Consider the following 20,922-nt stretch of genomic DNA (forward strand, 5'->3'; position numbering starts at 1 on the left):
AAGGGAATGAAACAATCCCCTTTGAAAATAGATATTTCATGGGAAATTCTTTTCTGAGGTGCTTTTAGAGTGCCGACCATAAAATCTGTTCGGCCCTGCGGGACGGAATACCGCGCAGGCTCCCGGACAGTCCAAACATAAGAAGCGTTTTCTCCCCCTTTCGCTTCCTTTCAGATAGATGGGCCTGCCGAAGTCTCCGTAAAGTTCGGCAAGCCGGTGCGCATCGAGAGATGCGCATTTTTTTTGTCTTGAAAAGACGAACATTTGTGCTATACTAAAAGGGGCGTTTTCTGCGGTGATGGCATCGGATTTTTCGGCATGGACGGCGGCATCCCGCGCAGCAGCGGAATAAATGTTGCAAAAAACGCAAAAATAGCGTATAATATATTAGTTATGGATTTCAGAACTTCAAATAGGGGTTAGAGTATATGAGTAAAGCAAAGCCGTCTTACGGCAACGACAGTATATCCTCGCTGAAGGGCGCGGACCGCGTGCGCAAGCGCCCGGGCGTCATTTTCGGCTCGGACGGTCTGGAGGGCTGCGAGCACGCAGTGTTCGAAATCCTCTCCAACTCCATCGACGAGGCGCGCGAGGGCTACGGCACCGACATCACGACTGTCCGCTATGCGGACGGCTCGATCGAAGTCTCCGACCACGGCCGCGGCATCCCGGTCGAATGGAACGAAAAGGAACAGCGCTATAACTGGGAACTCGTGTTCTGCGAGCTGTACGCAGGCGGCAAGTACAAGAATGACACAGGCGAAAACTATGAGTTTTCGCTCGGCCTGAACGGTCTCGGCACCTGCGCGACGCAGTATTCCTCGGAATACATGGACGTCACCATCGTGCGCGACGGCTTCGAGTACGGCCTGCACTTCGAAAAGGGCGAAAACAGGACCGGCACAAAGGAAGGCTTCACGAAAAAGCCGACGAACGCCAGAAAGACCGGCACGACGATCCGATGGAAGCCCGACCTTGAGGTTTTCACCGACATCAACATCCCTGTGGATTACTACCTCGATACGCTCAAGCGTCAGGCAGTCGTCAACAGCCACATCAAATTCGTGCTGAAAAATCAGGTGAGCGGCAGCAAATTCGACACCACCGAATTTCTGTACCAGAACGGCATCGTGGACTATGTCGGCGAGCTGGCAGGCGAAACGCCGCTGACGTCGGTGCAGTTCCTTGAGGGCGAGCGGCGCGGCCGCGACCGCGCGGACAAGGCGGAATACAAGGTCAAGCTGTCCTGTGCGTTCTGCTTCTCCTCGGCGGTCTCGCGCATCGAATACTACCACAACTCGTCGTGGCTTGAGCACGGCGGCGCGCCGGACAAGGCGGTGCGCTCGGCGTTCGTCTCCGCCATCGATGCCTACCTCAAGCAGAACAACAAGTACAACAAGAGCGAGAGCAAGGTAACGTATCAGGATATTTTCGACAGCCTTGTACTCGTGACCAACTGCTTCTCGACCCAGACCTCCTATGAGAACCAGACCAAGAAGGCCATCACGAACAGGTTCATTCAGGAGGCGATGACCGAGTTCCTCAAGGAGGGACTCGAGATCTACTTCATCGAGAACAAATCCGAGGCGGACAAGATCGCCGAGCAGATCCTGATCAACAAGCGCAGCCGCGAGCAGGCGGAAAAGGCGCGCCTCAACATCAAAAAGAAGCTGTCCGGCAACATCGATCTGGCAAACCGCGTTCAGAAGTTCGTCGACTGCCGCACGAAGGACGTTGCGCGCCGCGAGCTGTACATCGTGGAGGGCGACTCCGCGCTCGGCTCGGTCAAGCAGGGCCGCGACAGCGAATTTCAGGCGATCATGCCCGTGCGCGGCAAGATCCTGAACTGCCTGAAGGCGGATTACGACAAGATCTTCAAGAACGACATCATTACCGACCTGCTCAAGGTCCTCGGCTGCGGCGTCGAGGTGCGCGGCAAGGCGGCGAAGGATCTGTCGGCGTTCGACCTCGACAGCCTGCGGTGGCACCGCGTCATCATCTGCACCGATGCCGATGTAGACGGCTTCCAGATCCGCACGCTGATCCTGACCATGATCTACCGCCTCGTCCCGACGCTCATCGAGCAGGGCTATGTCTATATCGCGGAGTCTCCGCTCTACGAGATCACCTATCGCGACAAGAGCTATTTTGCCTTCGACGAGACCGAAAAGGCGGCTATCCTCAAAAAGCTCGAGGGCAAGAAGATCCTCATCCAGCGCTCCAAGGGTCTGGGCGAGAACCAGGCGGACATGATGTGGGAGACCACCATGAACCCTGAAACGCGCCGCCTCATCCGCATCACGCCGGATGAAGCCGCCGCAACGAGCGAGATGTTCGACCTGCTGCTCGGAGACAACCTCTCCGGCCGCAAGGAATACATTGCGGAGCACGGCGCAGACTATCTCGAGCTGGCGGATATTTCCTAAGGCAATACCGCCGCAGCTTTCATTGTGCGGTGTTGCCCTAAGTATTTCACAGGGGGAAAACAATGCGGTTTCGACAAATGGACGGACTGCGGGCGGCGGCGGCGCTCGCGGTCGTGATGATACACGTTTCGGCAGGGCAGACGACCGACGCGGAGCTGGTCTGGAATCAGCTTTCGCGCTTTGCAGTGCCGATGTTCCTCGTGCTGACCGGATTCGGTCACGCAGGCGCGCTCGCGGAGGGGAAATTCGAGCCGCAGGGCTGGACGGCAGTGCGCCGCCGCCTGTCGCGCGTGCTGCCGCCGTATTTTCTCTGGTCGGCGGCGTATCTCGTTCTCGAGGCGCTGTGCGGCATGCCGCACGCCCATCCGCTTTTCGACCTGCTGACCGGCGGCGCGTATGTCCATCTGTATTACATATTCATCCTTGTGCAGTTCGTCCTGCTGGCGGATTTCTTCTGTATCGCGATGCAGAGATATCCGCGGCGGCTGATGCTGTGCGCGGCGGCCGCGACGTTCGGCATGCAGCTGCTGATCGCGTGTCAGGCGAACGGCATGCTGATGTTTCACGCGCCGCTTTCGCTGGTCCGCCTCTTTTTCGGCTGGACGCTGTTCTATACGGGCGGCATCTGGCTGCGCCTGCATGAGAAATGGCAGCGCTGCCCGCTCTGTGTGAGCGTGCCGGTGTGGCTGCTCTCGGCGCTCGGCGTGCTGCTGACAAACCATATGTTCCCCTCGCTCAGCGCATCCTCGCTGCGCCCCGACCTTCTGGTCTACGTCTTTGCGACGTGGCTCATGCTGTGGACGCTGTGCAGCCGGTGCCGGACGCTTCCGGCGCCCGTGCGCTTTATCGCCCGACATTCCTTCGGCCTGTACCTCGCTCATCCCATGGTGCTGCGCCTGTGGAACGTCTGGACGACCCATCACGACCCTGTCATTTACCTGCGCCTGCCGCAGATGTATCTGCTGGGGTTCGGCGGCGGCCTCGCTGCGGCGGTGCTGCTGTCCTTCCTGCCTTTCGGTACGCTGCTCGGCGGCGCTCACCGGAAAAAACGATCCCGAACAGGAGATTTATAAATGGCAAAAAAGAAAAATGATGAACCGAAAGTATATAAAGAGCATCCCTCGGTAGACCGGCGCATCACGGATACGCTGCGCGAGAACTATATGCCCTACGCGATGAGCGTTATCGTGTCGCGCGCCATCCCGGAGATCGACGGCTTCAAGCCGTCCCACCGCAAGCTGCTCTATACCATGTATAAAATGGGTCTGCTGAACGGCAACCGCACGAAATCCGCGAATATCGTCGGCCAGACCATGAAGCTCAATCCGCACGGCGACGCGGCGATCTATGAGACGATGGTGCGTCTGACGCGCGGCAACGAGGCGCTGCTGACGCCGTTTGTCGACTCCAAGGGCAACTTCGGCAAGGTCTATTCGCGCGACATGGCCTACGCCGCGCCGCGTTACACCGAGGCCAAGCTCGACGGCATCTGCGCCGAGCTGTTCCGCGACATCGACACGGACGCTGTGGATTTTGTGGATAACTATGACGGCGAGATGAAGGAGCCGACGCTGCTGCCGACGACCTTCCCGAACATCCTCGTCTCCGCCAACACCGGCATCGCGGTCGGCATGGCGTCCAACTTCTGCGGCTTCAACCTCGAGGAGGTATGCCGCACGACGATCGAGTGCATTAAAAACCCGGAGCACGACATCCTCTCGACCATGCCGGCGCCGGACTTCACGACCGGCGGCGAGCTGATCTATGACGAGGGCGAGATGCGCGCGATCTACGAGAGCGGCCGCGGATCGTTCAAGGTGCGCGCGAAATGGCAGTACGACAAGAAGGAAAACCTTATCGAGGTCACGGAGATCCCGTACACCACCACGATCGAGGCCATCATCGACAAGATCGCGGAGCTGGTCAAGACCGGCAAGGTGCGCGAGATCGCGGACGTGCGCGACGAGACCGACCTTTCCGGCCTCAAGATCGCCATCGACCTCAAGCGCGGCACCGACCCGGAAAAGCTGATGGCGCGTCTGATGAAGCTGACGACGCTCCAGGACAGCTTCTCGTGCAACTTCAACGTCCTCATCGGCGGCATGCCGCGCGTTCTGGGCGTACAGCAGATTTTAGAGGAGTGGACGTCGTGGCGCACGGAATGCGTCCGCCGCCGCGTATTCTTCGAGCTCGGCAAGAAAAAGGACAAGCTGCATCTGCTGCTCGGTCTGCGCAGGATCCTGCTTGACATCGACAAGGCGATCGCCATCATCCGCGGCACCGAGGAGGACGCGAAGGTCATCCCGAACCTGATGGAAGGCTTCGACATCGACCAGATCCAGGCCGAGTTCATCGCGGACATCCGCCTGCGCAACATCAACAAGGAATATATCCTGAAGCGCACGCAGGAGACCGAGGCGCTCGAGAACGAGATCAAAAAGCTCGAGGAGATCGTAAAATCCAAGACGAAGATCCGGAATATCATCGTAAAGGAGCTCGAGCAGGTCATTAAAAAGTATCCGTCCGAGCGCAGAACGCGCATCGTGCGGGCGGACAAGGTGACTGAGTTCGCGGAAGAGGACCACATCGAGGATTATCCGGTGCTTCTGTTCATGACGCGCGAGGGCTATTTCAAGAAGATCACGCCGCAGTCGTGGCGCATGTCGCAGGATCACAAGCTCAAGGAGGGTGATGAGGTCGTCTGGAGCATCGAGGCGACCAACAAGAGCGAGATCATCTTCTTCACCAGCATGCAGCAGGCGTACAAGGCGCGTCTGTATGATTTCGACGACAGCAAGGCGTCCGTTCTGGGCGATTACCTGCCGGCGAAGCTCGGCATGGATGAGGGAGAGACGCCGCTCTACGCGCTGCTCCCGGGCGACTACAAGGGCAGCATGGTCGTCGCGTTCCAGAACGGCAAGGCGGCGCGCTTCTCGCTCCAGTCGTTCGAGACCAAGACCAACCGCCGCCGCCTGAGCGGCGCATATTCGGACAAGTCCCCGGCCGTCGGCTTCTTCTTCCCGGTCGATGACGAGACCGAGATCACCATGTTCTCGACCGCAAACCGCGCGCTGACCTTCCGCGCGGGCATGCTCGACATCAAGGCGACGCGCTCGACGCAGGGCGTGCAGACTATGGTGCTGCGCGGCAAGCACACCGTGACCCGCGCCTGCCGCACGGAAGACGCGAACCTGCTCGACCAGGCGCGCTACCGCTGCCGCAGCATCCCGTCCATCGGCGCACTGCTGACCGAGGATCAGCTGAAATTTGAATGAGACTGTCGCGAAGGCATAAAAGAAGAGCACAGATGAAAATCTGTGCTCTCTTTGTATTTATATGGTTTTAACCGAGCGCTTCGATAGCGTTCATAACGCGCTCATGCTCGGCGGCGGTCGCGTCGAGGAGCTGCGGTTCGGTCAGCGGCTGTCCACCGCGCAGATGCTCGGTCAGAGCGGAAGACGCGCGGTAGAGTGCGTCGAAGCCGAGGTTCTGTGCGACACCCTTGAGGGTGTGGGCGGCGCGGAACGCGCTTTCCCAGTCTGCGGCTGCGACGGCCTCGCGCAGCTGCGCAAAGCTCGGGTCGGCAGGGTACTTGAGGACGAAGCGGTGCACCAGCGCCTCGCTCGTCAGACGATGGAGGGTATCCTCGTAGCTGCCGTCGATCTGTTCATAGAATTCTTTCAGTGTCATTTCTCATTGCCTCCTGTATTGATTTGATATTTTAAGGCAGCGCCGCACGATAAAAGCTGTGGCGCTTTGCGGAAATTTTGTGTTCTGACCGTGCGGCGGCTTCCCGGATCACGGGAAGCCGTATCTCGTCGATGCACAAAATCTGCTCCCGGGTCATTTCTGTTCAGGGCATTGCAGTATTGTCTTAATTGTAATATGAAGGGACTGGAGAAGCAATAGGAGAAATGAATTTTATGGCGAAAAATGAAAACGCAGTTTTTCGACAGTCTCTTTTCAACGCTGTCCGGACATGATAGAATAAAAAAGAAAAGGAGAGATGCAGCAATGACGCTTCAAACGACGAGACTGCGCCTTCGCCCGTTTCGGGAGGACGATGTGCAGGCGATTTACGATAATTCCGCCGCGCCCGAGGTGGGCCTGAACGCAGGGTGGAAGCCGCACGAGAGCCTGACGGAGTCGTATGATGTGCTGCACCTCATGTTCCTCGACCAGCCGACGGTATGGGCGATCGAGCGGCGCGGGGACGGGCAGCTGATGGGCTCGATCGGTCTGATCGCGGACAGTGCGCGGCAGTACGGCTCAGTGCGCTCGGTCGGTTATTCGCTCGGCACGGCGTACTGGGGCAGGGGCTATATGACCGAGGCGCTTCGCGCGGTCACGGAATACGGCTTTGAAAGGATGTCGCTCGACCTCATTTCTGCGACCTGCTACCCGGATAATGCGCGCTCGCGCCGCGTGCTCGAAAAGTGCGGTTTTGCGTATGAGGGCAGGCTGCACCGTGCGGAGCTGCTGTGGAACGGCGAGGTGCGCGACCATCTGCTTTTTTATCTGCCGCACGAAGCCTTGCAGGCAAATGCAAAATAAAACTTACATTTTTCTGCGAAATGTGCTATAATTATAACAGACAGAATGTTATTTTGCGTTGCTGCGAGGAGGTTTATCATGTATCAAGCGGGGGACTATATCGTTTACGGTACGAGCGGCGTGTGCCGCGTGGACGAGGTCAAGCCGTCGCCCTTCGAGGATGAAGCGGATCGGCAGTATTACACGCTGACGCCCGTTACGGGCACGGAGACCATCTATATTCCGGTGGACTCGCCGGTTTTCATGCGCCCGGTCATCTCGAGGGAGCAGGCTGAGACGCTTGTGCGTGATATTCCGAATATCGAGGTCGACCATTTCACGAGCCACAGCATGCGTCTGTCGAGCGAGCACTATCAGGAGGTACTGCAGAGCCATGACTGCGGGGATCTGGTGCAGCTCATCAAGACGGTCTACGCAAAGAGCAGGCGCAGCGGCCGCCGGCTGAGTCAGGTCGATCAGCGTTACCGCAAGCGCGCGGAGGAGCTGCTGCACGGCGAGCTGTCGGTGGCGCTGGGGATTCCGTTTCACGAGGTTCCGGCGTACATAGAGAGTGTGATCGGCAAGCCGGGGAAGAGGACGAAGAAGGCGGCGCATGCCGCGGAGGCTTCTTCCGCAGAGGAAAAAGAATAAGCGCCGCCGTCTGGCGGCGGAGAAGGCCGGTGTCTACCGGCGGAGACAAAAGGGGCAAGGACACCGAATGGTTTCCTTGCCCCTCTTGACACCCCGAATCTTCCTTTTGCGCTGACACATCGAAGATGTGCAGCGAAACGTGGGACGCGGGGGCTCGGTTCCGGACGTCGGGGTGATTGTGGGACGCATGGCCGCCCTGAATTTACTTTGCGTGATCTGCAGCGCTGCCAGTGCGCGGCCATTCGGTGCAGGGCGATTGCCCCGCCGCGGCGAAAAAATAGTGCAGGGGTTTTGCTTTGCTGCTGCGAATATGAAAAGGGACTGCCACAGGCAGTCCCTTTCTTTGCGTAAAACTGTAGTTTCGCGACAGTTTAGATGCTGATTTCCATGACCTGATCGCGTGCCGGGCCGACGCCGAGCATGGTGATCGGGCACTCGATGATGCGCTCGAGCTCCTTGATATATGCCTGAACGGTCGCGGGCAGCTCGTCGAAGGAGCGGCAGTTCGTGATATCCTCGGTGAAGCCGTCGAATTCCTCATAAACCGGCTCGCAGTCAACGAGATCCATGAAGTTCGCCGGGAACTCGGTAACGGTCTCGCCGTTCTTCAGCTTGTAGGCTACGCAGACCTTGAGCTTCGGCAGGCCGCGCAGCGGGTCGATCTTGTTGATGACAACGTCGGTCAGGCCGTTTACGCGGACAGCATAGCGTGCAACGACAGCGTCGAACCAGCCGGTACGGCGCGGACGGCCGGTAACGGTACCGAACTCGCCGCCTGCATTGCGGATATAGTCGCCGGTCTCATCGAACAGCTCGGTCGGGAACGGGCCTTCGCCGACACGGGTGGTGTAGGACTTGAAGATGCCCATGATCTTGTCGATCGCGGTCGGGCCGACACCCGAGCCGATGCAGCAGCCGCCTGCGACCGGATGGGACGAGGTGACATACGGATAGGTGCCCATGTCGAGGTCGAGCAGGGTGCCCTGTGCGCCTTCGAACAGCACTTCCTTGCCGGCCTTGACGGCCTCATAGGTCATAACGGTGGTATCGCGTACCATCGGGCGCAGACGGTCTGCGTAGGCCCTGTACTCTTCGATGATCGCGTCTGCATCGAGCGGCTCGCCGCCGTAAACGCCGGTGATCACGCGGTTCTTGCGCGCGCAGGTCTCGCGGATGACCTCTTCGAAGCGCTCTGCGTCGATGAAGTCGTGCATGCGGATGCCGCTGCGCTCGGATTTATCCATGTAGGTGGGGCCGATGCCCTTCTTGGTGGTGCCGATGGCGGTGCCTTCCTTGGCCTTCTCCGCCTCGCTCAGCGCGTCAAGCTCCAGATGCCACGGCATGATGCAGTGGCAGCGCGCGTCGATGAACAGCTTGTCGGTCGAAACGCCCTTGTCGTGCAGGCCGTCGATCTCGCCGAGGACTGCCTTCGGGTTGACGACAACGCCCGGACCGATCACGTTTACGCACTCCGGATACAGGATACCGGACGGAATAAGCTGTAATTTGTACTTTTCGCCGCCTGCAACAACGGTATGGCCGGCATTGTTGCCGCCCTGGCTGCGCACGACAAGATCAGCCTTGCCTGCGAAAATATCAATGAACTTGCCCTTGCCTTCGTCGCCCCACTGAGCGCCGAGAATAACCTTACCTGGCATGAGGTTTCCTTCCTTTCTATATGGGACGTAGATTTATCACGTCATACATGATAAAGTATAGCATAGACCACAAGGGTTTTCAACCTGTTTTGCACGTTTTTGTCTTGTAAAAGACGGCACTGCGTTGTAAAATATCTATAACAGAAGGTGTGCTGCGACACAGGACGGCGCACCCGGTAAGGAGTTCGTTTTATTATGCATTATCTGGATAACGCGGCGACGACCCGCGTACTGCCCGAGGCCGCCGAAGCGGCAGTGCACGCGATGCTCGAGGAATTCGGCAATCCGTCGAGCCTGCACCGCATGGGTCTCGAGGCGTCACATCTGCTCGAGGACAGCCGCAAAACGGTTGCCTCTGCGCTCGGCTGCCTGACCGAGGAAGTCTATTTCACCGCCTGCGGCACGGAGAGCACGAATATCAGCCTGCACGGCGCGGCGCATCTCAACCGCCACAAAAAGGGCCGCATCATCGTGACCGAGATCGAGCACGCCGCGACCATCAACACCGCAAAGCAGCTCGCGGACAGCGGCTTTGATGTGGTATTCCTCGCGCCCGACGCGACCGGCCACATCACGCCCGAGGTGCTGAGCGAAGCGCTGACCGAGGACACGGTCCTGCTGTCCTGCCAGCTGGTCAACAACGAGATCGGCACGGTACAGCCGGTCGAGCAGCTCGGAAAGCTGCTCAAGGCCAAAGCACCCAAGGCGCTGTTCCACATCGACGCGGTGCAGGGTCTTTGCCGTGTACGCCTGACGCCGAAAAAATGGAACTGCGATCTGATGAGCGTTTCCGGCCACAAAATCGGCGCACCCAAGGGCATCGGTGCGCTGTACGTCAAAAAGGGGCTGCGTCTGCCGCCGCTGACGTTCGGCGGCGGTCAGGAGCGCGGCATGCGCCCGGGTACCGAGGCCGTGCCGAATATTGCCGCATTTGCCAAGGCGTGCGAGATCCGCATGGCGCATTTCGACGAGGATTACGCCCATGTGCAGGAGCTGGCCGACTACCTCAGGCAGCAGGTCGCGGCTGAGCTGCCGGACGCTGCCATCAACGGCGAAGGCGATATCCCGCATGTGGTCAATCTTTCCATGCCCGGCTGCAAGAGCGAGGTCATGCTGCATGTACTCGAGGGGGACGAGGTTTACATTTCCAGCGGCTCAGCCTGCTCCAAGGGCAAGCAGAGTGGTGTGCTCAAGGCGCTCGGTCTGCCGAAAACGCGCACGGACAGCGCACTGCGCGTGTCGTTTGCACCGTTCAATACAAAGGAAGATGTAGACGCATTCATCGCAGCGGTCAAGAAGGGCGCAAAAATGTTCAGACGTTAACCGTTAGAAACGTGGACGGAGGTGCGAGTTATGAAGAAATCGTATGTTTTCAACACCCTCATCTGCTGCGGCTGCACCGCACTGATTTTCCTGCTGCACTTTATTGTGTATGGCGGTGTGCTGCTGAAAAGTCCGGGCTATACCGGGCTGTTCTGCGCCGTCTGGATCGCGCATGCTGCCGGCTATTCCGGCACGCTGGAGCCGAAGATTCGTCCGCATACCGCTGTGCGCGTTCGTCTGTGGCAGCTGCTGTACTGCATCCTTTTCGGCAGCGTTCTGTTCGTCACCATCGAGGAACCGTATGACGTTCTGTGCTGGTTCTGCGTGGTATACGGCGTGGTTTGCGTCATTTTCTTCCTTCGCAAAGGAGATAACGGCGCGGAACCGTGGACTGCGACGTTCATGATGCTCTGGATGCTGCTCACACTCGGCGCGTTTCTACTGATCGTGCATCCGATCACGGTGTCGCAGGCACGCAATCTGGTCGAGCAGGCCGGTTACACTGACCTGTACCGTTTTCAGTCCGTTGACTGGGACGCGATCCGGTTCGCGCAGGTGATAAACAATGATACGGAGATTATCGGCTGCACCATGCCGGAGGAAAAAGATCCGCTCGGCTGGTACGGTTTCCGCGCCTTCAAAGACGGAGAAAGATACTGCGTGGTCGTTTCGGCGGCACGCGGACAGATTGAAGTACAGGAAAAACAAGGAGAATAACATGGAATACAAAACCATCACCCGGCCGGACGGCTCGGAGCAGAAGCTCGCCGTATATGACGGAAAATGCCGCTTCTGGATGGAGGGCATTTACGACAGCCTGCCGGAGACCGCGGAAAAGCGCGCGGAGGAATGCAGTCTGCCGGTCAAAATCGACCGCCGCGCGGACGGCACGGTCAGCGTCGGCACGCAGTCGCTCGTACCGTGGGAGACCGATTACGGCAAGCTGGAAATGATGGCCGACGTTTACCTGAACTATTTGGCGCAGGTGTTCAACCTGCCGGATGACGGGTTCGTCAGAACAAAGCTGGCGTTCGGCGGCGAGAGCGCGGAACATGACGGCGTGATGACCGCTGAGGAACGGGAAACCGTCCGATAATATCAAAAAATCACCATTAAGGAGACAATAAATGAAAGAAGTATTACTGCTCAAGTGCGGCGAGATCGTGCTCAAGGGTCTCAACCGAAAGACCTTTGAGGACCGTCTGCTGAAAAACCTCAAGCGCCGCATGGCGCACGTTGCGGACTGTGAGATTTCCATGCGTCAGTCGGTCGTTTATGTGGAGATCCCGGACGACGCAGACGCAGACGCCGTCATGGAATGCGCAAGCCGTGTGTTCGGCTTTGCGACCATCTCCCGCGCGGCGGTCTGCCCGGAAAAGACGCTCGAGAGCGTCATTGCGACCGCAAAGGACTATCTCGCGGCCAATTTTGCGGCGGCAAAGACCTTCAAGGTCGAGACCAAGCGCGGCGACAAGAAGTTCCCGATGACCTCGACCGAGATCAGCCAGCACGTCGGCGGCGAGCTCGCCGACCTGTTCCCGGAGGTTCGCCCGGATATGCACCATCCCGACCTTGTCGTCAATGTCGAGATGCGCGAGAAGTATGCCTTCGTTCATGCAGGCCCGGTCCCGGGCGCAGGCGGCATGCCGATCGGTTCGAACGGCCGCGCGGCGCTGCTGCTCTCCGGCGGCATCGACTCTCCGGTCGCGGGCTGGATGATGGCCAAGCGCGGTCTGGAGCTTGTCGGCATCCACTTCTTCAGCTATCCGTATACCTCCGAGCGGGCCAAGGAAAAGGTGCTCGAGCTCGGCCGCAAGCTGACCGCATGGTGCGGCCGCATGAGCGTCATGGTCGTGCCGTTCACGAAAATTCAGGAGGAGATCCGCGACAAGTGCCACGAGGAGCTGTTCACGCTCGTCATGCGCCGCTTCATGATGCGCATTGCGGAGAAGGTCGCGGTCGAGTACGGCTGCGGCGCGCTCATCACCGGCGAGTCGCTCGGTCAGGTCGCGAGCCAGACCATGCCGGCGATGGCTGTCACCGGCGCGGTATGCGAGCTGCCGGTATTCCGTCCCTGCATCGGCATGGACAAGGAGGAGATCGTCCGCATCGCGCGAAAGATCGACACGTTCGAGACCTCGATCCTGCCGTATGAGGACTGCTGCACCGTCTTTACGCCCAAGCACCCGAACACCAAGCCAAAGATGCCGAAGATTCTCGAGGCGGAGAGCAATCTGGATGTGGAGACGCTCGTGGACGAGGCGGTCAAGGGCGTGGAGATTGTACACCTGCCGTGAGAAAAGTCTAAGGGGGACGCTGTCCCCCTTAGATACCGATTTGGTTCCCGGGGAAACCAAATCGGATAACCCCCTCTCGTCCGCACGGCGGACGAGGCCGCGCCGCTGCGGCGCGGGCAGCGGAATAAAAGCGCGGCAGAGCTGCGCTTTTATCGAGAATCATATGGCGGCGCGTGCGCGCGCTGCCGATACCCACGAAGGAGAAATTACAGTGAACGCAGAACTTATTGCAGTCGGAACGGAGATCCTGCTCGGCGACATCGTGAACACGGATGCGCAGCTGATCTCGCAGGGCCTTTCCGAGCTGGGCATCAACGTATTTTATCAGACGGTCGTCGGCGACAACCCGGCCCGTCTGCGCCATGTCATCGAGACCGCGCGCGACCGTGCGGACATCATCATCACCACCGGCGGCCTCGGGCCGACGCTCGACGATCTGACCAAGGAGACCCTTGCGACGGTTTTCGGCAAGAAAATGGCGCTGCATCAGCCGTCGCTCGACCGTCTGACCGAGTTTTTCAACAAGATTGGCCGTGAAATGACCAAAAACAACGAAAAACAGGCGTGGCTGCCCGAGGGCTGCACCGTGTTCACCAATCTCTGGGGCACGGCGCCCGGCTGCGCCTTTGAGGCCTACGGCAAGCACGTTCTCATGCTGCCCGGTCCTCCGCGCGAGTGCAACCCGATGTGGAAGGAATGCGCGATGCCGTATCTGTACAAGCTGGCGGGCGGCTGCATCGTTTCGCACAACATCCGCGTATTCGGTCTGGGCGAGAGCAGCATGGAGCACATCCTGCACGACATGATGGAGAAGAGCAAGAACCCGACCATCGCGCCTTACGCAAAGACGTCCGAGTGCTTCGCGCGCGTCACCGCCAAGGCGGACACGACCGAGGAGTGCGAGAAGCTGCTCGAGCCGGTGGTCAGGGAGATCGTCGAGCTGCTCGGCGACGACGTATACGGCGTGGATGTCGACTCGCTCGAACAGGTCGTCGGCGACGGCCTGCGTGCGAAGGGTCTCAAGCTCGCTGTCGCGGAAAGCTGCACGGGCGGCCTGCTCTCCAAGCGCATCACGGATATCCCCGGCTGCTCGGACTATTATCTCGGCGGCGTGTGCTCCTACGCCAACGAGGTCAAGATGAACGTGCTCGGCGTCAGAAAGGAAACGCTCGACACGGTCGGCGCAGTCTCCGCAGAGACCGCAGAGCAGATGGCAGCGGGCGTGGCGAAGGCGCTCGGCGCGGATATCGGCGTGGGCATCACGGGCATCGCGGGCCCGGGCGGCGGCACCGAGGACAAGCCGGCCGGTCTGGTCTATATCAGTGTGTGGTACGACGGAAAGTTCTTCACGCGCAAGACCAATTCCTCCTTCGGCCGCGACCGCGTCAGAATGCAGGCAGCGAGCACGGCGCTCGATCTGATCCGTCGTCATATTTTATAAACACTTTGTCGGTAATTTGTACGTTTTCTCGACATTTCCCGGCAAACACTGTGTAAAGCGAACAAAAAATAAAAAAGAAAAGTCCGGTGATTGTGTAAAATTGCTGGACTTTTCTTTTTTATTGCGTTATACTGGATATGTCTAAAGAGGAAAAGGGAACTGCTGAGAAACTGGAAAAAACGGAAAATGTTTCCGAAATCCACTGCTTCCGGCAGAGAAAATAAGGGAGAGATGCAGTATGAGGAAGAAATCCGCATCCCCGGCCATAGAGAAGCGCAGCGAGCTTTTCTACTCGGGCAGGGATTGCCGAGCTTATGACTACATGGGCGCACACCCCTTCGTGCAGGACGGCGAGCAGGGATACCTGTTCCGCGTGTACGCGCCGGAGGCGGCGAATGTGTCGGTCATGGGTGAGTTCAACGGCTGGGACCGGGAAGCCGATTACATGACCCGCGACGAGCAGGGCATCTGGGAGAAATTTATTCCGAATATCGCGGAATATACCGCGTACAAGTACAGCGTATGGGCCAAATCGGGCGACGTTTTCGACAAGTCCGACCCGTATGGCTTCCACTTCGAGACCCGCCCGGGCAACGCCACCAAGGCATATGATATCGGCGGCTACGAATGGGGCGACGACAGCTGGCTCCAGTGGCGCAAAAACCACCTGCCGTATTCCAGTCCGGTCAACATCTACGAGTGCCATCTCGGCTCATGGAAGATGCACGAGGACGGCAACTTCTATTCCTACCGCCAGCTCGCGGACGAGCTCGTTCCCTATGTCAAGGAAATGGGCTACACGCATATCGAGTTCATGCCGCTGACCGAGTATCCGTTCGACGGCTCGTGGGGCTATCAGGTCATCGGCTATTTCGCCGCGACCAGCCGCTACGGCACGCCGAAGGATCTCATGTACCTGATCGACAAGGCGCATCAGGCCGGTCTTGGCGTCATCATGGACTGGGTTCCGGCTCACTTCCCGAAGGACGGCTGCGGTCTGGTCGAGTTCGACGGCTCGCATCTGTACGAGTACGCCGATCCGCTCAAGATGGAGCACAAGGAATGGGGCACGCGCGTGTTCGACTATGGCAAGACCTCGACGCGAAACCTGCTGTTCTCGTCCGCGATGTTCTGGATCGAGAAGTTCCACATGGACGGCCTGCGCGTAGATGCGGTCGCGTCCATGCTGTATCTGGACTACAACCGCCAGAATGAATGGCGGCCGAACATCCACGGCGGACGCGAGAATCTCGAAGCGGTCGACTTCCTGCGCCTGCTCAACGAGTACATACTGACCGATCATCCGGACGTCATGATGATCGCGGAGGAGTCCACCGCGTGGCCGATGGTCACGAAACCCGGCTATGACGGCGGTCTGGGCTTCAACTTCAAGTGGAACATGGGCTGGATGAACGATATGCTGTGCTACTGCTCGGCCGACCCGTTCTTCCGCAAGGACATGCACGACAAGATCACGTTCTCGTTCATGTATGCCTTCTCCGAAAACTATATCCTGCCGCTCTCGCATGATGAGGTCGTGCACGGCAAGTGCTCGCTCATCGGCAAGATGCCGCCCCCGTATGAAAACCAGTTCGGCGGTCTGCGCGCGCTGTACGGCTACATGGCCGCGCATCCGGGCAAGAAGATGCTGTTCATGGGCGGCGAGTTCGCGCAGTTCTCCGAGTGGGCGTATCAGCGCGGCCTGGACTGGATGCTGCTCGATTATCCGGCGCACCGGCAGATGCAGGCCTACGTCAAGGCGCTCAACCATTTCTATCTGGAAACGCCGCAGCTCTGGGAGCAGGACACCGACTGGCACGGCTTCGAGTGGATCAGCCACGAGGACAACCGCAACAACATCATCGCCTTCCGCCGCATCGCGAAGGACGGCTCGGATATTGTCGCCGTTGTCAACTTCTCCCCGGAGGAGCAGCCGGAATACCGCATCGGCGTGCCGATCATGGGCACCTATGAGGAGATCTTCACCTCGGACAAGTCCGAGTTCGGCGGCAGCGGCATCACAAACGGCAAGGTCAAGACCGACAGCAAGCCGCTGCACGGTCAGGAGCAGTCCATCAATATTAAAATCCCGCGCTTCGGCGTGCTGTTCTTCAAGGGCAGGCCCAAGGCAAAGCGCCGCACCAAGGCTGAGATCGAGGCCGCGAAAAAGCTCGCGGAGCAGGAAAAGCAGGAGAAAAAGCCGGCGCGCAGGACGGCTGCAAAGACCAAAGCGGCCAAGACGGCTGTAACGAAAAAGGCGAAGGCCGAGGTTGCGGTCAAGGCAAAGGCCGAGGTCGCGGTGAAGGCGAAAGCCGATGTCGCGGTCAAGGGCGAGACCTCGGTCGTGAAAACCGGTACAAAGGCGGTGGCGCGGACCGGACCGAAGGAGGTCGCGGTCAAGGGCGAAAAGGCTGTCGCGATCAAGGGTGAAAAGGCCGTTGCCGTGAAGAGCGAGACCGCGGTCACAACGGTAAAAGAGGATAAATAAAATTTATTTATACAGATAAAGGCAAAAAAGGAGAGGTAAAATGTACCGTAAAAAGGAATGCGTCGCTATGCTTCTGGCAGGCGGCCAGGGCAGCCGCCTGTATGTTCTGACCAAGAATGTTGCAAAGCCGGCTGTACCGTTCGGCGGCAAATACCGCATTATTGATTTCCCGCTTTCCAACTGCATCAACTCCGGCATCGACACGGTCGGCGTGCTGACCCAGTACGAGCCGCACGTGCTCAACGCCTACATCGGCTCGGGCCAGACGTGGGACCTCGACCGCCTGCGCGGCGGCGTCAGCGTCCTGCCTCCGTATCAGCGCGGCAAGGCTTCGGAGTGGTACAAGGGCACGGCGAACGCAATTTATCAGAATATCCCGTTTATCGCGGATTATGATCCGGAATATGTTCTCATCCTGTCCGGCGACCACATCTACAAGATGGACTACAACAAGATGCTCCGCCAGCACAAGGAGACCGGCGCGGACGCGACTATCGCGGTGCTCGATGTTCCGCTCTCCGAGGCTTCCCGCTTCGGCATCATGAACTGCAGGCCGGACGGCACGATCTACGAATTCGAGGAGAAGCCGAAGGAGCCGAAGTCCACGCTCGCCTCCATGGGCATCTACATCTTCTCCTGGAAGAAGCTGCGCAAGTATCTTGAGGAGGATGAGGCAAACTCGAAGTCCTCCAACGACTTCGGCAAGGACATCATCCCGGCGATGCTCGCAAACGGCGAAAAGATGGTCTCCTACCGCTTCGAGGGATACTGGAAGGACGTCGGCACGATCGAGAGTCTGTGGGAGGCGAACATGGATCTGCTCTCTCCGAATTCCGGCCTCAACCTGTCGGACGACAGCTGGAAGATCTACGGCCGCACCACCGGTTCGCCTCCGCACTTCACTGCAAAGGGCGCGAAGGTACAGCATACTCTGCTGAGCGAGGGCTGCGAGATCGCGGGCAACGTTTCCGAGTCGGTCCTGTTCTCGGACGTCAAGGTCGCGAAGAACGCAAACGTCGAATACTCCATTCTGATGCCGGGCGCAGTCGTTGAGGAGGGTGCGAACGTGCGCTATGCCATCGTCGCCTCCGGCGCGGTCATCGCAAAGGGCGCATCGATCGGCGCAGGCCCGTCCGAATGCGACGTAGACAAGTGGGGCGTTGCCGTTGTCGCGGAGAACGTCCGCATCGGCGAGAACGTCAAGCTCGCCGCAAAGGAAATGGCTGACGAAGATATTCCGGACGCCGAGTAAGGGGGAGAACGCAGGATGAAAAGTGTTTTAGGCATTATTATTGCATTTGATAACGATAACGATCTGCGCGAGCTGACCGAGCACCGCACGGTCGCCGCAGTCCAGTGGGGCGGCCGCTACCGCATCGTGGACTTCATGCTGTCCAACATGGTGAACTCCGGCATCTACCGCGTCGGCATCCTGATGAAGGACAAGTATCAGTCCCTCATCGACCACGTCGGCAACGCAAAGGACTGGGATCTGTCCCGCAAGAACTCGGGCGTCACCATCCTTCCGCCGTATTCCTATTCCAAGAAGGCGTCTCCGCTCGTGACCGGCGAGTACCGCGGCAAGATCGACGCGCTGGCCGGCGCGGTCGACTTCCTCCAGAAGAACAAGGCGGACTACGTTGTCATCGCGGACGGCGACATCGTTGCCAATATTCCGCTCGACGAGGTCATCGAGCGCCACGAGAAATCGGGCGCGGATCTGACCATGGTCTGCACCAAGAAGCAGAAGGATTCGCCGTTCACCACCTATGTTGAGCTCAACCGCAAGAAGGAGGCGGTCGACATCCGCGTCGGCGACTCGAACGACGGCAAGTGCAAGCATGTTTCGCTCGGCGTCTACGTTATGAACCGCCAGTACCTCATCCACATGCTGTCCGACTGCGTGACCCATAACTGCATCCACTTCGAGCGCGAGTTCCTGTCCCGCGCGCTGATCGACGGCACGGTAGCAGGCTATCTGTTCAACGAATATGCGATCAAGATCGAGGATACCGCGGATTACTTCCGCTCCAACATGGATATGCTCGACAAGGACGTTCGCGACGAGGTATTCAAGCGCACCCGTCCGATCCTGACGCGCATCAAGGACGAAGCGCCGACCTACTACGGCGATGAGGCTGAGGTGGACGACTGCCTGATCGCTGACGGCTGCCGCATCGAGGGTCATGTTGAAAACTGCGTGCTGTTCCGCGATGTCGAGGTCGAAAAGGGCGCCGTGCTCAAGGACTGCATCATCATGGAGGGCGGCCGCATCCTGAGCGAGGCTTCGCTCAAGCATGTCGTGACCGACCGCAATGTTGTGGTACGCAACGGCCGCACGATGATGGGTGACGAGGACTATCCCATCACGATCGCCAAAAACTCCACAATCTGAGTGTTTTCTGTAAAATGTACAGGGGACGGGCGAAAAAACGGCTCCGGCAGGAGAAATGTTCGTGAAAAATCCCTATATTGCAGGATACAGGAAACGAGTATAATAAAGATATAAGCAGTGCGCCGGGCGGTGAACGCTGTCCCGGCGCACTTGCTGATGAGGACGGGGACACTCGGTCCCCATGCCTCAGCCTGAGGGGAGGCTCGGCATTTATGAAAATCATGTATGTAACCAGCGAATGCGCTCCGTTCATCAAGACCGGCGGTCTGGGCGACGTGGCAGGCTCTCTGCCCAAGGCCCTCGCGGCAAAGGGACATGACGTGCGCGTGTTCTGTCCGCTGTACTCCGCGATCAGCGAGGAGATGCGGGAAAAGTTCTTCTACATCAAGAACGCCTATGTCCGTCTCGGCTGGCGCAACCAGTACTGCGGCATTTTCCGCTACGAAAAGGACGGCGTGACCTATTACTTCATTGATAATGAGTACTATTTCGCGCGCGGTCAGATCTACGGCGAGTACGACGACGCAGAGCGCTTCGCGTACTACTCCAAGGCGGTGCTCGAGGTGCTGCCCGACCTCGACTGGAAGCCGGACGTCATCAACTGCAACGACTGGCAGACCGCTCTGGTGCCGGTCTACTACAATCTGATGTTCGCGTCCCGTCCGTTCTATGAGAACATCAAGACCGTTTTCACCATCCATAATATCCAGTATCAGGGCCGCTACGGCCGCGAGATCCTGGAGTACGTGCTCGGCATCGATGACGCGCACTTCCGCTCCGGCTTTATGGCGATGGACGGCGACGTCAACCTCATGAAGGCTGCGATCGTCGCGTCTACCGCCGTTACCACCGTATCGCCCTCGTATGCCGAGGAGATCCAGACCGAATACTACGGCTACCGTCTCGACTCGGTGCTGCGCATGAACAGCTACAAGCTGCACGGCATCCTCAACGGCATCGACATGGATGCCTTCAATCCGCAGACGGATACCAAGATCTTTAAGCAGTACGGCCCGAAGACCCCCGAGGACAAGCTCGTCAACAAGACCGAGCTGCTGAAGCTCTGCGGTTTGGAGGGCGACGCGAACACGCCGGTCATCGGCATCGTCACCCGCTTCGTCGACCAGAAGGGCCTCGACCTCGTGGAAGCCGTTCTGCCGGACATCCTTTCGGACGATGTACGCCTTGTCGTGCTCGGCACCGGCGATTGGAAGTATGAGCAGATGTTCATCGAGGCAAAGCGCCGCTGGCCGGACAAGGTCTCCGCATCCATCATGTTCTCGGGCGATCTGGCCAACCGCATCTATGCGGGCGCGGATATGTTCCTGATGCCGTCCAAGTTCGAGCCGTGCGGTCTGGCGCAGATGATCGCGCTGCGCTACGGCAATATTCCGATCGTTCGCGAGACCGGCGGCCTCAAGGACACCGTCCATGCCTTCGTCGACTACGCAGGCACGGGCAATGGCTTCAGCTTCGCAAGCTACAATGCGCACGACATGCTGCACGTGATCCGCGAGGCCTGCGGCGTATTCCGCTTCAACAAGCCGGCATGGAAGAAGCTCATGGTGCAGGGCATGGAGAGCGACTTCAGCTGGGACAGCTCGGCTGACCGCTACATCGAGGTTTACCACACCGCACTGGGCTGGTAAACAGCAAGGCAGCACCGCACAATGAAAGCGGTTACTGCCTCAAAAGCAGAACGGAAAGGGG

The 20,922-nt window shown here is 58.8% G+C and carries 16 protein-coding genes; 14 read left to right on the forward strand and 2 right to left on the reverse strand.

What is annotated here, in order from left to right; genetic code table 11:
* Window positions 1-428 precede the first annotated feature (428 nt).
* The 3 genes from H8S02_RS02925 to H8S02_RS02935 all read left to right on the forward strand — a co-directional run bounded on the left by H8S02_RS02925 (window position 429) and on the right by H8S02_RS02935 (window position 5,701).
* The gene (locus H8S02_RS02925; protein WP_186969229.1) at window positions 429-2,426 is read left to right on the forward strand and encodes a DNA gyrase/topoisomerase IV subunit B; all 1,998 of its coding nucleotides are present in this window, start codon (window positions 429-431) and stop codon (window positions 2,424-2,426) included.
* Between the two features lie 62 nt (window positions 2,427-2,488).
* Window positions 2,489-3,499: an acyltransferase gene (locus H8S02_RS02930; protein ID WP_186969230.1), complete on the forward strand. Its 1,011-nt coding sequence runs from the start codon at window positions 2,489-2,491 to the stop codon at window positions 3,497-3,499.
* Complete coding sequence (locus H8S02_RS02935) at window positions 3,500-5,701, forward strand: DNA gyrase/topoisomerase IV subunit A (protein WP_186969231.1); 2,202 nt, start codon at window positions 3,500-3,502, stop codon at window positions 5,699-5,701. It begins immediately after the preceding gene.
* Between the two features lie 67 nt (window positions 5,702-5,768).
* Here H8S02_RS02935 and H8S02_RS02940 read toward each other — a convergent pair whose 3' ends face one another.
* Window positions 5,769-6,116, reverse strand: a complete 348-nt coding sequence (locus H8S02_RS02940) for an Hpt domain-containing protein (protein ID WP_118722834.1) — start codon at window positions 6,114-6,116, stop codon at window positions 5,769-5,771.
* A gap of 324 nt (window positions 6,117-6,440) precedes the next feature.
* Between H8S02_RS02940 and H8S02_RS02945 the strand changes: the two genes are divergently transcribed.
* The gene (locus H8S02_RS02945; protein ID WP_158576987.1) at window positions 6,441-6,980 is read left to right on the forward strand and encodes a GNAT family N-acetyltransferase; all 540 of its coding nucleotides are present in this window, start codon (window positions 6,441-6,443) and stop codon (window positions 6,978-6,980) included.
* A gap of 78 nt (window positions 6,981-7,058) precedes the next feature.
* A complete protein-coding gene (locus H8S02_RS02950) occupies window positions 7,059-7,610 on the forward strand; it encodes a CarD family transcriptional regulator (RefSeq protein ID WP_158576986.1) in 552 nt (183 codons plus the stop codon).
* Window positions 7,611-7,981: 371 nt separating this feature from the next.
* Here the strand turns inward: H8S02_RS02950 and H8S02_RS02955 are convergent, their stop codons facing one another.
* Window positions 7,982-9,268 carry an adenylosuccinate synthase gene (locus H8S02_RS02955; protein WP_118722831.1) on the reverse strand — a complete coding sequence of 429 codons (1,287 nt, stop codon included), beginning with the start codon at window positions 9,266-9,268 and terminating at the stop codon, window positions 7,982-7,984.
* 195 nt (window positions 9,269-9,463) lie between these two features.
* Between H8S02_RS02955 and H8S02_RS02960 the strand changes: the two genes are divergently transcribed.
* The 9 genes from H8S02_RS02960 (at window position 9,464) to glgA (ending at window position 20,861) form a co-directional block, all read left to right on the forward strand.
* Window positions 9,464-10,591 carry a cysteine desulfurase family protein gene (locus tag H8S02_RS02960; RefSeq protein WP_207722048.1) on the forward strand — a complete coding sequence of 376 codons (1,128 nt, stop codon included), beginning with the start codon at window positions 9,464-9,466 and terminating at the stop codon, window positions 10,589-10,591.
* Window positions 10,592-10,621: 30 nt separating this feature from the next.
* Complete coding sequence (locus H8S02_RS02965) at window positions 10,622-11,308, forward strand: hypothetical protein (RefSeq protein ID WP_186969232.1); 687 nt, start codon at window positions 10,622-10,624, stop codon at window positions 11,306-11,308.
* Window position 11,309: 1 nt separating this feature from the next.
* Window positions 11,310-11,687: a hypothetical protein gene (locus H8S02_RS02970; protein ID WP_186969233.1), complete on the forward strand. Its 378-nt coding sequence runs from the start codon at window positions 11,310-11,312 to the stop codon at window positions 11,685-11,687.
* Between the two features lie 31 nt (window positions 11,688-11,718).
* Window positions 11,719-12,888, forward strand: coding sequence for a tRNA uracil 4-sulfurtransferase ThiI (gene thiI / locus H8S02_RS02975; RefSeq protein WP_186969234.1), 1,170 nt, complete (start codon window positions 11,719-11,721; stop codon window positions 12,886-12,888).
* Between the two features lie 211 nt (window positions 12,889-13,099).
* Window positions 13,100-14,329, forward strand: a complete 1,230-nt coding sequence (locus H8S02_RS02980; protein ID WP_186969235.1) for a competence/damage-inducible protein A — start codon at window positions 13,100-13,102, stop codon at window positions 14,327-14,329.
* Between the two features lie 238 nt (window positions 14,330-14,567).
* Window positions 14,568-16,817 carry a 1,4-alpha-glucan branching protein GlgB gene (gene glgB / locus H8S02_RS02985; RefSeq protein WP_186969236.1) on the forward strand — a complete coding sequence of 750 codons (2,250 nt, stop codon included), beginning with the start codon at window positions 14,568-14,570 and terminating at the stop codon, window positions 16,815-16,817.
* Window positions 16,818-16,857: 40 nt separating this feature from the next.
* The gene (locus tag H8S02_RS02990) at window positions 16,858-18,069 is read left to right on the forward strand and encodes a glucose-1-phosphate adenylyltransferase (protein ID WP_186969237.1); all 1,212 of its coding nucleotides are present in this window, start codon (window positions 16,858-16,860) and stop codon (window positions 18,067-18,069) included.
* Between the two features lie 15 nt (window positions 18,070-18,084).
* A complete protein-coding gene (glgD, locus tag H8S02_RS02995) occupies window positions 18,085-19,212 on the forward strand; it encodes a glucose-1-phosphate adenylyltransferase subunit GlgD (RefSeq protein WP_186969238.1) in 1,128 nt (375 codons plus the stop codon).
* 212 nt (window positions 19,213-19,424) lie between these two features.
* Entirely contained in the window at window positions 19,425-20,861 is a 1,437-nt protein-coding gene (glgA, locus tag H8S02_RS03000) for a glycogen synthase GlgA (protein WP_186969239.1), read from the forward strand.
* Window positions 20,862-20,922: the final 61 nt, after the last annotated feature.

It is taken from the genome of Agathobaculum hominis (assembly GCF_014288055.1).
Taxonomy (GTDB): Bacteria; Bacillota; Clostridia; order Oscillospirales; family Butyricicoccaceae; genus Agathobaculum; species Agathobaculum hominis.